This is a genomic window from Phytohabitans maris, from assembly GCF_031085175.1.
GTDB lineage: Bacteria > Actinomycetota > Actinomycetes > Mycobacteriales > Micromonosporaceae > Phytohabitans > Phytohabitans maris.
The window spans coordinates 63,496-76,861 of sequence record NZ_JAVHUY010000026.1 but is presented as its reverse complement, the minus strand read 5'-3'; the positions used below and the strand labels follow the sequence as shown (position 1 = coordinate 76,861).

General features: G+C 72.8%; 11 protein-coding genes. 1 reads left to right on the top strand and 10 read right to left on the bottom strand.

What is annotated here, in order from left to right; translation table 11 throughout:
* Positions 1-273: 273 nt before the first annotated feature.
* Positions 274-1,254: a helix-turn-helix transcriptional regulator gene (locus RB614_RS25875; RefSeq protein ID WP_308715230.1), complete on the bottom strand. Its 981-nt coding sequence runs from the start codon at positions 1,252-1,254 to the stop codon at positions 274-276.
* Positions 1,255-1,311: 57 nt separating this feature from the next.
* Here RB614_RS25875 and RB614_RS25870 point away from each other — a divergent pair, with 57 nt between their 5' ends.
* Positions 1,312-2,043 (top strand): alpha/beta fold hydrolase, encoded by a 732-nt coding sequence (locus tag RB614_RS25870; RefSeq protein ID WP_308715229.1) that lies wholly within the window; start codon positions 1,312-1,314, stop codon positions 2,041-2,043.
* A 736-nt stretch (positions 2,044-2,779) separates the two neighbouring features.
* On the opposite strand, the gene RB614_RS25865 is transcribed toward RB614_RS25870, so the two are convergent.
* The 9 genes from RB614_RS25865 to RB614_RS44355 form a co-directional block, all read right to left on the bottom strand.
* Positions 2,780-3,283, bottom strand: a complete 504-nt coding sequence (locus RB614_RS25865) for a shikimate kinase (protein WP_308715280.1) — start codon at positions 3,281-3,283, stop codon at positions 2,780-2,782.
* Between the two features lie 212 nt (positions 3,284-3,495).
* The gene (aroC, locus tag RB614_RS25860) at positions 3,496-4,674 is read right to left on the bottom strand and encodes a chorismate synthase (RefSeq protein WP_308715228.1); all 1,179 of its coding nucleotides are present in this window, start codon (positions 4,672-4,674) and stop codon (positions 3,496-3,498) included.
* A 152-nt stretch (positions 4,675-4,826) separates the two neighbouring features.
* Complete coding sequence (locus RB614_RS25855; RefSeq protein WP_308715227.1) at positions 4,827-5,651, bottom strand: shikimate dehydrogenase; 825 nt, start codon at positions 5,649-5,651, stop codon at positions 4,827-4,829.
* Positions 5,648-6,832, bottom strand: coding sequence for an endolytic transglycosylase MltG (gene mltG, locus RB614_RS25850; RefSeq protein ID WP_308715226.1), 1,185 nt, complete (start codon positions 6,830-6,832; stop codon positions 5,648-5,650). Before mltG ends, RB614_RS25855 begins: the two co-directional genes overlap by 4 nt.
* Positions 6,832-7,290, bottom strand: a complete 459-nt coding sequence (ruvX, locus tag RB614_RS25845; RefSeq protein WP_308715225.1) for a Holliday junction resolvase RuvX — start codon at positions 7,288-7,290, stop codon at positions 6,832-6,834. Before ruvX ends, mltG begins: the two co-directional genes overlap by 1 nt.
* 1,225 nt (positions 7,291-8,515) lie before the next feature.
* Complete coding sequence (gene alaS / locus RB614_RS25840) at positions 8,516-11,200, bottom strand: alanine--tRNA ligase (RefSeq protein ID WP_308715224.1); 2,685 nt, start codon at positions 11,198-11,200, stop codon at positions 8,516-8,518.
* On the bottom strand, positions 11,197-11,475 hold the full coding sequence (locus RB614_RS25835) for a hypothetical protein (protein ID WP_308715223.1): 279 nt from the start codon (positions 11,473-11,475) through the stop codon (positions 11,197-11,199). Before RB614_RS25835 ends, alaS begins: the two co-directional genes overlap by 4 nt.
* Positions 11,476-11,520: 45 nt before the next feature.
* The gene (locus RB614_RS25830) at positions 11,521-12,000 is read right to left on the bottom strand and encodes a DUF948 domain-containing protein (RefSeq protein ID WP_308715222.1); all 480 of its coding nucleotides are present in this window, start codon (positions 11,998-12,000) and stop codon (positions 11,521-11,523) included.
* 75 nt (positions 12,001-12,075) lie between these two features.
* Positions 12,076-12,726: a hypothetical protein gene (locus tag RB614_RS44355; RefSeq protein ID WP_428983115.1), complete on the bottom strand. Its 651-nt coding sequence runs from the start codon at positions 12,724-12,726 to the stop codon at positions 12,076-12,078.
* Positions 12,727-13,366: the final 640 nt, after the last annotated feature.

The window sequence follows — 13,366 nt, the reverse complement described above, 5'->3', positions numbered from 1 at the left end:
CAGCCGCCCCACATCTCCGTCAACCGTGCGGCAACCCATTTCCACGCGTCCGTCGCGGCTACGGCCACAAGCGCGGCAGCCCTGGTCTGCGCCAGTTGTGCTGGGTCTATTCCAGTCACTTGAGTCCTCCTTGCGCAGGTGCAAACAGGGCGTCGGTGACAAAAGAGCGTAGGCGTGCAGGAAGATTCACTGCGCTCAAAGTCATAAACCCAACACCTGACAACGTTCGTCTGCCACTTGAGTTGCATCGACGATGCGGTGTCGGTGATCGGGTCAGGCGGAGGTGTGCGTCGGGTGGCGGGTGGCCATCTGCGCCAGGTGCTTGGCGTACTCCCCCACGACCTGGCGCAGGTCGTCCGGGCGGAGCACGGTGAACGGCCAGCCCAGGCCGGCGAGCATCTGGGCCATGCCCTCGAGGCTGTTGGCGCGGCAGCGCAGCAGCACCCCGTCTTCGGTCTCGGTCAGCTCGGCCACGCTCGGCGGGATGCGGCGGCGGGCCTGGTCGAGGTCGGTCTCCAGGAGCACCTCGACCTCCCACGTGTACGGCACGCCGGCGAGCGACCGGGTCACGTGCGCGACCGCGTCGAAGCCCTCGGGCACGGCGAACGTCTCGGTGCCCGCCTCGACCGCGCTGATCCGGTCCAGCCGAAACGTGCGGATCTCGCCGCGCCGGTGGTCGTGCCCGGTCAGGTACCAGCGGCCGGCGTGGAAGACCAGCCCGTACGGGTCGACCTGGCGCAGGGAGACGCCGCCGCGCCAGGAGCGGTAGGTGAGGCTGACCCGGTGGCGGGCGCGGGTGGCGGCGCCGAGCGCGAGGAGCGTGGCGGTCGCCGGCCGGGCCGAACCCTCCTGCCGGGGGCGGAGCGTGAAGCCGAGCGACTCCCGTACCGCCCCCAGCCGCTCGGCCAGCGCGCGGGGCAGCACCCGTTCGATCTTCGCCAGCGCCACGCCGGTGGCCGGTGCCTCGGTGGTGAGGCCGAGCTGCTCGGCGGCGAGCAGGCCGAGCACCACGGCGGCGGCCTCGTCGTCGGTGAGCATGAGCGGGGGCAGCTTGTAGCCGGGGCTGAGCCGGTAGCCGCCATACCGCCCGCGGTTGGCCGTGACCGGGATGCCCAGGTCGGCGAGCGTGCCCGCGTACCGCCGCACGGTGCGCTCGTCCACCCCGAGGCGGGCGCCGAGGTCGGCGCCGGTGAGGCGGTGGTGGGTCTGGAGGAGCTCCAGCATCCCCAGTACGCGTGAGGCAGGATGTGACACGGGTCACGCTCCTTAATCGGGCGGAATGCGTCCGGATTCGATCCTAACGTCGCTGGCATGACGACATTTGTGCTGGTACCTGGTTTTTGGCTCGGTGGTTGGGCGTGGGACGAGGTGGCCGCCTCGCTGCGCGCCGCGGGACACCGCGTCCACCCCGTCACTCTGACCGGTGTCGCGGAGAAGGCGCACCTCGCCACGCCCGAGACGGACCTCGACACCCACACGGACGACATCGTGCGGCTGATCGAGGAGGAGGACCTGCGCGACGTGGTGCTGGTCGGCCACTCGGGCGGCGGCATGCCGGTCACCCAGGCGGCCGACCGGATCCCGGAGCGGATCAGGCGCGTCGTCTACGTCGAGAGCGGCCCGCTCCCCGACGGCGTCTCCCAGTTCGACACCAACGAGCCGGCCGAGCAGGCCCGGCTGCGCGCCGAGATCGGCGACGGCCACCTGCTGCCGGTCCGCGACTGGGCCGCGGCGGCCGACCCGATGCTGCTCGCCGGCCTCGACGAGGCCACGCTGGCCACCCTCCGCGAGCGCTCGACGCCGCACCCGCTCGGCGCCGCCACCCAGCCCGTACACCGCGCCGGCGCCGGCGACGCGCTGCCGATCGCGCTGGTGGCGTGCATCTTCCCGGTCGAGCAGGTGGAGGCGATGGTGGCACAGGGGCACCCGTTCTTCGCGGCCTTCCGGGGCGGCGAGATCCGCGGGCTCCCCACCGGCCACTGGCCGATGCTCAGCGAGCCCAAGCGCCTCGCCGAGATCCTCGACGACCTTTCCACCCATTGACGAGCTACCGCGACGTCCGCGGTGGTCCGGACCGTTGCGCGGGGCCCCCGGGGAAACGTGGAGCGCAGCGGAGCGTTTTCTTGGGGTGCGTTCCCGCCACGTCACCCTCCGCGGTCGGCATCCACCCCGGTCCGCGGGGGTCCGGCGCACGGGTCGGGGCCGCGCTCGCCGCGCGCCACGATCCGTGCCACGGATCGTCCGAACCCAATGCCAAAGCCCGGTGATCGTCCGCCCAAACCCGCGTCCTGCCCGGCGTCACGCGGAAAACGGACGAACGATCACCGCCACCCCCGGGCGGCACGCCCCGAACCCGACTCCAGCCGGTGATCGTGGTATTCCAGTGCCCCTCCGGGGGCAGCTCGATACCACGATCTGATTCCGCGGACCGGGGCGGGAGCGCCGACCGCGGAGGGTGAGGCCGCGGGAGCACGAGCCAACCGACCCCCGACGCCGATCAACGGACGCACCGCCCTCGACCCGAGTTCACGGCTGGAGAGCGAGACCGTCCCAGCAGATCGTGGTACGGATCCGCCCGCCTGAGGGCACACATACGTACCACGATCTCGACGGCGCCCGGCGCTGTCCTTGATCGATCGCGACCCGGTCCGCCCGGGCGGTCAACGCCCGGGCGCTCCTGAGCGTGCCCAGCTCACCACCGTGACCCTAATTAGTGTGGGTGGCCTTGGGTCTGGACCAGCGCGGACATCGCGGTAGCCCAAATCCTGGAACAGATCCTCTAGGGCTTGAGGAGGGTGGCGATCTCGGCGGCGATCTCCTCGGGCTCGCGGCCGTCGGTGGCCACCGTGAACGTCGCGACCTGCTCGTAGAGCGGGCGGCGCTGGTCCATCAGGTGCTTCAGCGTCGCCCGCGGGTTCATGGCCAGCAGCGGGCGGCCGGCGCCCAGCCCCACGCGGCTGACCGCGTCGGAGAGGCCGACGGAGAGGAAGACGACCGGGTGACCGGCCAGCGCGGCCCGGGTGCGCTCGGAGAGGATCGCGCCGCCGCCGAGGGCGAGTACGCCGTCGAAGGAGGCCAGCGCCGACCGCACCGCCGCCTCCTCCAGGGTGCGGAAGTGGGCTTCGCCCTCGTCGATGAAGATCTCGGCGATGGGCTTGCCCGCGGTCGCCTCGATGTCGATGTCCGTGTCGCGGAAGCCCACGCCGAGCCGGGCGGCCAGCAGCTCGCCGACCGTCGTCTTGCCGGCCCCCATGACGCCGACGAGCACGCAGGCCGGCTTCACCGTTGCTGCCCGGTCCGGCCGCTCACCGCCGTCGTGGCCGGCGCCCGGCCGGTCCGACCGCTCACCGCCGTCGTGGCCGCCCGTCCGGTCCGGCCCCTCGCCGCCGTCCGAGGCGCGGGCCACGGCGGCCGTCCGCGCAGGCTCACCGCCGCCGTCGCCGGAGGCCGGCCGCGCGGGCACGTCGCCACCGGAGGCCGGCCGCGCACCCTGGCTCACCGGATGACCAGGTTGTCAAGGTAGCCGGCGAGGTTGCGGCGGATCTCCGTGACCGAGTCGCCGCCGAACTTCTCGGTCGCCGCCTCGGCCAACACCAGCGCGACCATCGCCTCGGCCACCACGGCGGCGGCCGGGACGGCGCAGACGTCGGAACGCTGGTTGATGGCGGTGGCCGCCTCACCGGTCGCCACGTCCACAGTGGAGAGCGCGCGGTTGAGCGAGGAGATCGGCTTCATCGCCGCCTTGATCCGCAGCGGCTCGCCGGTCGTGATGCCGCCCTCCAGGCCGCCGGCCCGGTCGGTCACCCGCCGCACGCCGCTGGCCGTCGGGATGATCTCGTCGTGCGCCACCGACCCCCGCGAACGCGCCTGGAGCCACGCGTCGCCGATCTCCACGCCCTTGATGGCCTGGATCGACATGAGCGCGGTGGCGATGCGGGCGTCGAGCTTGCGGTCCCACTGCACGTGGCTGCCGAGCCCCGGCGGTACCCCGTAGGCGAGGACCTCGACGATGCCACCCAGCGTGTCGGCGTCCTTCTTGGCGGCGTCGACCTCGGCGACCATCCGGGCGCTCGCCTCCGGGTCGAGGCAGCGCAGCGGGTCGGCGTCGACCCGCTCGGCGTCCTCCGGGCGGGGGGCGAGGCCGGGCTTGGCGGCCACCGAACCGAGCTCCACCACGTGCGACACGATCTCGATGCCGAGCGCCTGCTTGACCAGCGCCTTGGCGACGGTGCCGACGGCTACCCGGGCGGCGGTCTCCCGCGCGCTGGCCCGTTCGAGGATGGGGCGGGCGTCGGCGTGCCCGTACTTCTGCATGCCGGCCAGGTCGGCGTGCCCGGGGCGGGGCCGGGTCAGCGGCGCGTTGCGGGCCTGGGCGGCGAGCACCTCGGGGTCGACCGGGTCGGCGGCCATGACCGTCTCCCACTTGGGCCACTCGGAGTTGCCCACCCGCACGGCCACCGGGCTGCCCAGCGTGACACCGTGGCGGATGCCGCCGATGATCTCGACGGCGTCCTGCTCGAACGACATCCGGGCGCCCCGGCCGTAGCCGAGCCGCCGGCGGGCCAGCTCCCGCCCGATGTCGGCGCTCGTCACCAGGACCCCGGCGGGCACACCTTCGAGGACAGCGACGAGCGCGGGGCCGTGCGACTCACCCGCGGTCAACCAGCGCAACACGCCAGAAAGTCTGCCATGCCCCGCGCCGGCCACCGCGCCCCCCTCTGCCGTTGATCAGGGACTTGGTGCGGCGACACGCCGCGCGCCACGCCCACCAACTCCCTGATCAACTGCGCGAGGGGCGGGAGCGCGCGGGAGCGCGCTAGGCGCGATCAAGCGCGAGAAGTGCGGGCGGAGTGGAGGGCGGCGCGCATCGCGGCCCTCGGGGCGGGACGGACGCCGGTGAACTGTTCCCACTGGCCGACCGCTTGGGCCAGCAGCAGGTCGAGGCCGGAGACGATCCGGCAGCCGGCCGCGGCGGCCGCGGCGGCGAGCGGGGTGGGCCACGGGTCGTAGAGCGCGTCGAAGAGCACGGTGGCGGGGCGCCAGGCCACCTCGGCGGCGAGCGGGTCGGCCACGCCCTTCGGCACCGTGGAGATCACCACGTCGGCGCCGGCGTGCCGCTTGGCCTCGTCCCAGCCGGCGCCGGCGAAGGGGACGCCGACCGCCTCGGCCACCGGGCGCAGGTCGGCCACCGCCTCGGCGCGCCGGGCCACCACGGTCACTCCCGCGGCGCCCGCGCGGGCGGCCGCCGCGATCGCGGCACGCGCCGTGCCACCCGCCCCGAGCACCGTGAACGACGCACCGCCGGGCACGCCGCCCAGCGCGTCGACCATGCCCGGGACGTCGGTGTTGTCCGCGCGCCAGCCACCCGTGACGCGTACCAGAGTGTTGGCGGCACCCACCGCGGCCGCGACCGGGGTGATCTCGGTGGCCACCGACAGCGCCACCTCTTTGAGCGGCATGGTGAGCGACAACCCGGCCCACTCCGGACCGAGGCCGGCCACGACGCCGGCGAGTTCCGACTCGGCGCACTCGACCGCGGTGTAGGACCACCCGGCCAGCCCGGCGGCGGCGTAGCCGGCGTTGTGGATGGCCGGGGAGAGCGAGTGGGCGACCGGCTTGCCCAGCACGGCCGCCCGGTGGACCTCGGTCAAAGGACGCCGTTTTCGCGCGCGGTCTGCTTGTTCTTCTCGTGCTGGTTGAGGTCGTTGGTGAACGCGGACCGCCCGGACTTGTCGATCGCCACGAAGTAGAGCCAGTTGCCCGGCGGCGGCGCCATCGCGCCTTCGAGGGCGTGCCTGCCCGGGTTGTTGATCGGGGTGGGGACGAGGCCCTTGAGCTTGCGGTTGTACGGGTTCTTCGGGTCGTCGAGCTCGGAGGCGGTCATGTCCTTGGACGCCTTGATCGGCAGTCCGCGCAGCTCGCGCCAGTAGTTGACGGTGACGTCCATCTCCAGGCAGTTGCACGGAAACTCGCCGTAGAGCCGGTTGTACGCCACCCGCGCCACCTTGCCCAGGTCCTCCTGGGTGCCCGCCTCGGCCTGGGCCAGCGAGGAGACGATGAGCACGTCGTACGGCGTGAGGTTGAGCGCCTGCGCCTTCTCGTCGAACTTCAGCTCGCCGGTCACCGTGAGGAAGCGGTCGACCATCGTGCGCACGATGTCCTTCGCCGTCCACTTAGGATCGATCTCGTACGTGTCCGGGAAGAGGAACCCCTCGATCGACGGCGTCACCTTCTTGCCGTCGCTGCGCTTGAACCACCAGTCCGGGATGCCCAGGTCGATCGGGTCCTTGGCGGCCGCTTCGAAGTCCTTCACCGGGATCTTCGTAGCCTTCTCCAGCTCCCGGAACGTGGCCTTCGCCGAGATCCCCTCGCGCACCAGCACGCCGTTGACGATCTTGTTCTTCAGGTCGAGCAGCATGTTGAGCGCCTCGGCGCCGCTCATCTGCAGGTGCAGCTTGTAGGTGCCGGGCTGGATATTCTGGCTGCGCGAGTTGTCCCGGGCCGCCTCGGTAAACGCCTTGGCGCTCTTCACCACGTCGGCCGTCACCAGCGCGTTGGCGATGTCGGTCGCGGTGTCGCCCTGCTTGACCTGGATGGTCACCTCGCCCTGGCCCGCGCCCTCGTAGTCGGCGGTCGTGAAGAAGCCCTGCACGCGGTCGTAGCCGTACCAGACGCCGGCGCCCAGGGCCCCGAGCATCACGACCACCACGAGCAGCGCGACCACGCTCTTGCCCGCGCCACCACGCTTCTTCTGGCCCCGCTTACGTCCACGACGATGTCGCCACCGTTCGACGGGTTCGTCGTCGAACGCGAGCTCCAACTCGTCGATCATTACGCTCGCCTCCGCTGCGCGTCTAGCCAGCCCTGCAGGATCTCCACAGCGGCCGCCTGGTCGACAACCGCACGTTGGCGCTTTCCCCGCACGCCACGTTCGGCCAGCCTACGGGTTGCCGCGACGGTGGACATCCTCTCGTCAGCCAGCCGCACCGGCACCGGCGCGATCGCCCCGCTCAGGCGCTGGGCATATGCCCTGGCCTGCACCGCCGCGGGTCCTTCCGTCCCGGCGAGTGTCACCGGCAACCCGACCACGACCTCTACGGTTTGATACGCATCTACGAGTCGCGCAAGTTCAAAGATATCGGAAGGAACAGCATCAACGTCCGCATTCAGGTCGCGGCGCAGCGTGACCAACGGGGTCGCCAGAACGCCGTCCGGGTCACTCAACGCGACGCCGACCCGCACCTGACCGACGTCGACACCCAGCCGGGTGCCGCGCACGAACTCGCCCATACGCTCCCTTTGCTCCGCGCCTGACCCATCATGGTCGCGCACGGCACCGGCGGTGTCGCGGTCACCCCCGCCGTTCGTCCAGCGTCTGAGTGACGCTTTTTCGGCGGATTTGCCCCGGCCCGCGTCACCCGCGGACCGTATGCGCGGGGTCCCCGGGGAAACGTGGAGCGCAGCGGAGCGTTTTCTTGGGGTGCATTCCCGCGGGCACCGCTACGGCCGGCGGCTCGCTCGCGCTCGCCGACTTCCCCGGCCTCCGCTGCCAGGTCCGCGGGCCAAGCCCCACCCCACCGGCCCGCCCAGGCCACCACCGCCCGGACCAGCCGCCCAGGCCACCACCGCCCGGACCAGCCGCCTGGGCCGCCACCGCCCGAGGCCAGCAGCCGGCCCGGCGCCAGCCGCCCGGGCAAGCCGCCCGAGGCCAGCCCGTCGAGGTAGGCAGCCCAGGGGCAGGCAGGTCGAGACGAGCCGGTGAGGCAGGCCCGTCGAGGTGGATCCGCCGGGGACCGGTCTACTTCGCGAGAAGCTCTCGAGTTGCCCGCACAGACGGGGCACTCGTGACCGCACCAGACCGTGGCATGGCGGTGTGTGGGTGGGGCTTGCCGCGCGGGCGTGGCGGCCCGGACCGCACCGGGCTGGGCAGGGCTCGACCCACGCACGTCGCGGCCGACCGGCCCGGGGTTGGGCTTGACCCGCACGCGCGGCAGTCCGCCACCCGGGCTCGGCCTTGACCCGCGGACGTGACAGCCCACCACCCGGGCTCGGCCTTGACCCACACGGGCACAGCCACCGATCGGCCCGGGCGGGCTCGATCCACGCGCGCGGCAGCCAAGCGCCCCGGATGGGCTTGACCCACGCGCACAAGCAGCCGCCCGGGTTGGGCTTGACCGGCGGGCGTGGCAGCGGACGGCCGGGGTTTCGACGAGCGCCAGCGAGGAGCCGGCCGGGAGCGGTGCCCGCGGGAAAGCACCCCAAGAAAACGCTCCGCTGCGCTCCACATTTCCCGGGGACCCCGCGCATGCGGTCCGCAGGTGCGGCGGACCGGGGTATATGGAATCGGGGCATATGGCATCGGGCTATGTGGAGAGGCCTTCGGAGGCGGTGACGTGGCTGCCCCGTCTGTGCGGGCAGCTCGAGAGCTTCTCGCACGCAAGCCCCGCGCCCGGCGCGACGCCCGGACACGGGGCCAGTGCGGCCCGCGCGGGCCGCGAAAGCCGTGCCGACGGCCCTAGGCGGTGGCGAGCGCCTGCTCGACGGAGGCGAGCAGGCGGGGCGCCTCGGAGGCCGGGAGGCCGCCGCCCTGGGCCAGGTCGGGGCTGCCGCCGCCGCGGCCGGAGAGCGCGCCCTTGACCAGGTCGGAGGCGGAGACGCCACGGCCGCGCGCGGCCTGGTTGACCGCGACCACCAGGGACGCCTTGCCGCCGGAGCGGGCGGCCACCGCGACCACCGCGGGGCGGGCCGGGTCGATCTTGCCGCGGATCTCCTGGGCGAGGGTGCGCACGTCGTTGCCGCCGGCGCCCTCCGGTGCCTCGGTGCCCACGTAGGCGACGCCGCCCACCTCGCGCGCCGACGACGCCAGCGACGCCGCACCTCCGAGGACGAGCTGAGCGCGGAGCTTCTCCAGTTCCTTCTCCGCGTCGCGCAGCTGGGTCACGGTCTGCTCGACCCGCTCGGCGACCTGCTCGTTGGGGACCCGGTAGAGCTCGGCCAGCCGCGACACGAGCAGGTGCTCGCGGGCCAGGTAGCCGAACGCGTCGATGCCGACCAGCGCCTCGACCCGGCGCACGCCGGAGCCGATCGACGCCTCGGACAGGATCTTGACGAGGCCGAGCTGGCCGGAGCGGGCCACGTGGGTGCCGCCGCAGAGCTCGCGGGCGTAGTCGCCGACCTCGACGACCCGCACCTCGTCGCCGTACTTCTCGCCGAACAGCGCCATCGCGCCCAGCCGCCGCGCCTCCTCCTGCGAGGTGATGAACGCGTGCACCTCCAGGTCGCCGAGGAGCACCTCGTTGACCTGCTGCTCCACGTCGTGCAGGACGCTGGCCGGCACCGCGCCGGGCGTGTTGAAGTCGAAGCGGAGCCGGCCCGGGGCGTTGAGCGAGCCCGCCTGGGTCGCCGACTCGCCGAGGAAGTTGCGCATCGTCTGGTGCACCAGGTGGGTGGCGGTGTGCGACCGCGAGATCGCCTTGCGGCGAGTGACGTCGATCTCCGCGTACCCGGCGTCGCCCGGGCGGACCTCGCCGCGGACGACGCGGGCCTTGTGGACGATCAGCCCGGGCACCGGCTGCTGGACGTCGACGACCTCGACCTGGCCGCCGCCGACGGTGATGATGCCCTGGTCGGCCTGCTGGCCGCCGCCCTCGGCGTAGAAGGGGGTGGCGTCGAGCACCAGCTCGATCTGCTCGCCCTCACCGGCCGCGGGCAGCGCCGCGCCGCCCGAGCTGAGCACCGAGCGGACCCGCGACTCGCGCGCCACCTCGTGGTATCCGGTGAACTCCACCGGGCCGCCGTCGTCGAGCGCCGAGCGGTACGAGGAGAGGTCGGCGTGGCCGGTCTTGCGCGCCCGCGCGTCGGCCTTGGCCCGTTCCCGCTGGTCGGCCATCAGCCGGCGGAAGCCCTCGGAGTCGACGGTGAGCCCCTGCTCGGCCGCGATCTCCAGGGTGAGGTCGATCGGGAAGCCGTACGTGTCGTGCAGCTGAAACGCCTGATCCCCCGACAGCGTCGGGCTGCCCTGCCGCTTGGCGGTCGAGATCGCGGTGTCCAGGATCGTCGTGCCGGCCCGCAGCGTGGACAGGAACGCGTCCTCCTCCGCGTAGGCGTACTGCGAGATCCGGTCGAAGTCGGTCGCCACCTCCGGGTACGACGGCGACATGCAGTCCCGCGCCACCGGCAGCAGCAGCGGCAGCGCCGGCTCCTGCCAGCCCAGCAGCCGCATCGCCCTGATCGCCCGACGCATGATCCGGCGCAGCACGTAACCGCGCCCCTCGTTGGACGGGGTGACACCGTCGCCGATCAACATCAACGCGGTGCGCACGTGATCGGCGATCACCCGCAGCCGCACGTCGTCCGGATGCGACTCACCCGCCACATGACCGGACTTCGCCCCGTACCGCCGACCGGTCAACTCCGCCGCCAACGCCAGGATCGGGCGCACCTCGTCGATCTCGTACAGGTTGTCCACACCCTGCAGGATCGACGCGATCCGCTCCAGACCCATACCGGTGTCGATATTCTTGCTCGGCAGCTCACGGACCACCCGGAAGTCCTCCTTGGACTTCACATCCGCGATCTCGTACTGCATGAACACCAGGTTCCAAAACTCCAGGAACCGGTCCTCGTCGACATCCGGACCGCCCTCCGGCCCGTAGTCGGGGCCACGGTCGTAATAGAGCTCCGAGCACGGCCCCGCCGGCCCGGGAATCCCCATCGACCAGTAGTTGTCCCGCTTGCCCCGGCGCACGATCCGCTCCAGCGGCAGACCCACCGTCTTGTGCCAGATGTCGATGGCCTCGTCGTCGTCCAGGTACACCGTCGCCCAGATCCGGTCGCCGTCCAGCCCGAAACCACCCTGCGACACCGGCTTGGTCGACAGCTCCCACGCCAGCGGGATCGCCCCCGACTTGAAGTAGTCGCCGAACGAGAAGTTGCCGTTCATCTGGAAGAACGTGCCATGCCGGCTGGTCTTGCCGACCTCGTCGATGTCCGGCGTACGGATGCACTTCTGCACACTCGCCGCCCGATCGTACGGCGGGGTCCGCTGACCCAGGAAATACGGCACGAACTGCACCATGCCCGCATTGATGAACAACAGGTTCGGGTCATCGATGGCCGGCAGCGCAGCGGAAGGCACGACCGTGTGCCCATTGGCCGCGAAATGGGCCAGAAACCGCCGCTTGATCTCCGCCGTCTTCATCGATCGCCTCTCCGTGTCATCAGCGTGTCGTCGTCTTCCAGCTCTTCCAGGTGGACGCCGGCCTCGATCGCCTCGTGGATCTCCTGCTCCCGCTCGGCCATGCCCACCCGCACGTCGTCTACGAAGCTACGGACGGACTCCACCAGACCGCCAGCGGATTCCGAGAGCGACGCGGCGATGCCGCCCGGCGTGTACGACTGGGCCTTCTGCGTGACCTTGCGCACGACGAGCGCGCCGACCGCCAGTCCGACACCCAACCAGAGCAACCGCCTCATGGCTTTCATCCTTCCCGTACCGCCAACCGCGCCCGCTCCGGGGGGTCAGCCGGTGACGTGTCCTGCCTTGCGGGCCGCGCGGGCCTCCTTGCGCCGCTGCTTGAGGGTGGCGCGCACCTCACGCTCCTCGTCGGCGTGGCGCCGGGCCGCGGCGGCGCGGCGCACCCCGTACCCGAACGCGGCGACCTTGACCAGCGGGTTGGCCGCGGCGGCGGAGACGACGGTGGCGAGGTTGGCCACGTTGGCCGTGACGCTCTGCGCGTGGCCGGTGATCGTGTCCACCTTGGCCAGTTGGAGGTTTACACCGTCCAACGTGGTGTGCACCTGCCCCAACGCCTCGTTGACCCCCACGATCGTGGTGTTGACGTTGCCGAGCAGCGGTGCCGTGCGCTCGTTGATGTCGTTGATGGCGCGGGTCGCCGCGTCCACTGTGCGCCGCAGGCGCAGGATCGGCACCGCCAGCACCAGCACGAGCATCAGGAACGCACCGGCCGCCACCAGCGCCGCGATCTCTCCACCCGACACGCCTGTCCTCCTCCGCCCGGGCCACCCAATCCGCCAACGTGCAGACCCTACCGTCAGTGACGGGCGGCCGCCGGGTCAGGAGGGCGTCGGCGTCGGATCGTCCAGCAGCGGATCGTCCGTGAAGACCGGATCGGGGTCCTCACCGGTCAGCGAGGGGTCGGTGCTCGGCCCCGTCTTGACCCGATCGTCGTCGATGGCGTTGCGCACCTTCACCGACACCACGGAACCGTCGCACCTGCCACCCGGCCCCGCTGGCGGCGGGGTACCCCCCTCGCCCTGCTGCGGCGTGGCGCACGAGGGCGCGCGCACCCACAGGTCGAGCGTCAACTCGTCGCGCGTCCAGCAGGTGTAGTGCCCGGGTACCGGCTGCTCGGGACAGAGCTTCGCCGCCTCCCAGCGCTGCCAGCCGGCCTCGGTGAGCGCCGCCTCGTACACCCGGGTGGTCTCGTCCGGCCCCTGCTGGGACTGCGCCGTCCGCTCCCGGAAGCGGCAGTCCACCAGGCACCACCGGCTGCCGCTCACGGCGTCCTGCACGTTTCCGGCCGCCCAGCCGGGGACGTCGAGGGCGTTGAGCGAGTTGAGGACCGGGTCGCGCGTGGCAGTGCGGATGCCGAAGTAGAGCGGCAGCGCCCCGAGCACGATCAGGCTCGCGACGACGATGGCGACCAGGCGCCAGGCCCGCTGCTCCCGCGCCTCCGCCGGCCCGGGACCGCCGTCGCGGTCCAGCGTCTCATCGGGTACGGGATCAGGTCCGTCCCCCGATCCACTGACGGGTGCCGCCGGACGGGTCGCCCGTACCCCCGGCTCGGCGGGCGGCGCGACGGACGCGCGCGCGACGGCGACCGGTTCGGCGTCACCACCGACCGGGCTCCCCGGTGGCGCGACGGGACTCCCCGGGAACCCCACCGGACTCCCCGCCGCCCCGACACTCCCGGGGCTTCCCGGCGCGATGCCGGGGCCGCCCGGTGGCCCGACCCGCCCCTCGACGGGAGCCGCCGCGGCGGACGCTCGCCCGGTCCGCGGACCCGCGCCCGGCCCGACCGGCGCACCACCGGGCGCTGCCCGCCCAGGCGCCGTACCCGGCCCCGCTGCCACGCCAGGCGGCACGACGGGTGCGGCCGCGGCCGCCCGCGCCGGTCCCGGCCCGTCAGGTCCCATGCCACCCGGCCCGCGCCCGCCCAGGCCGCCTCCGGGGCCGCTGGGGACGCTCGCCATGCCCGCCCCGTTGGGTCCCGCGCCAGCCGGGCCGGGACCGCGCAGGCCCACCGGCCGGCTGGGGCCGTCTCCCGGGCGCCCGTCCGGCCCGTCGGGCCCTCCGCCCCGCCCGGGCCGCAGGTCGTCCAGCCCTCCGCCACGCATCCCCGGG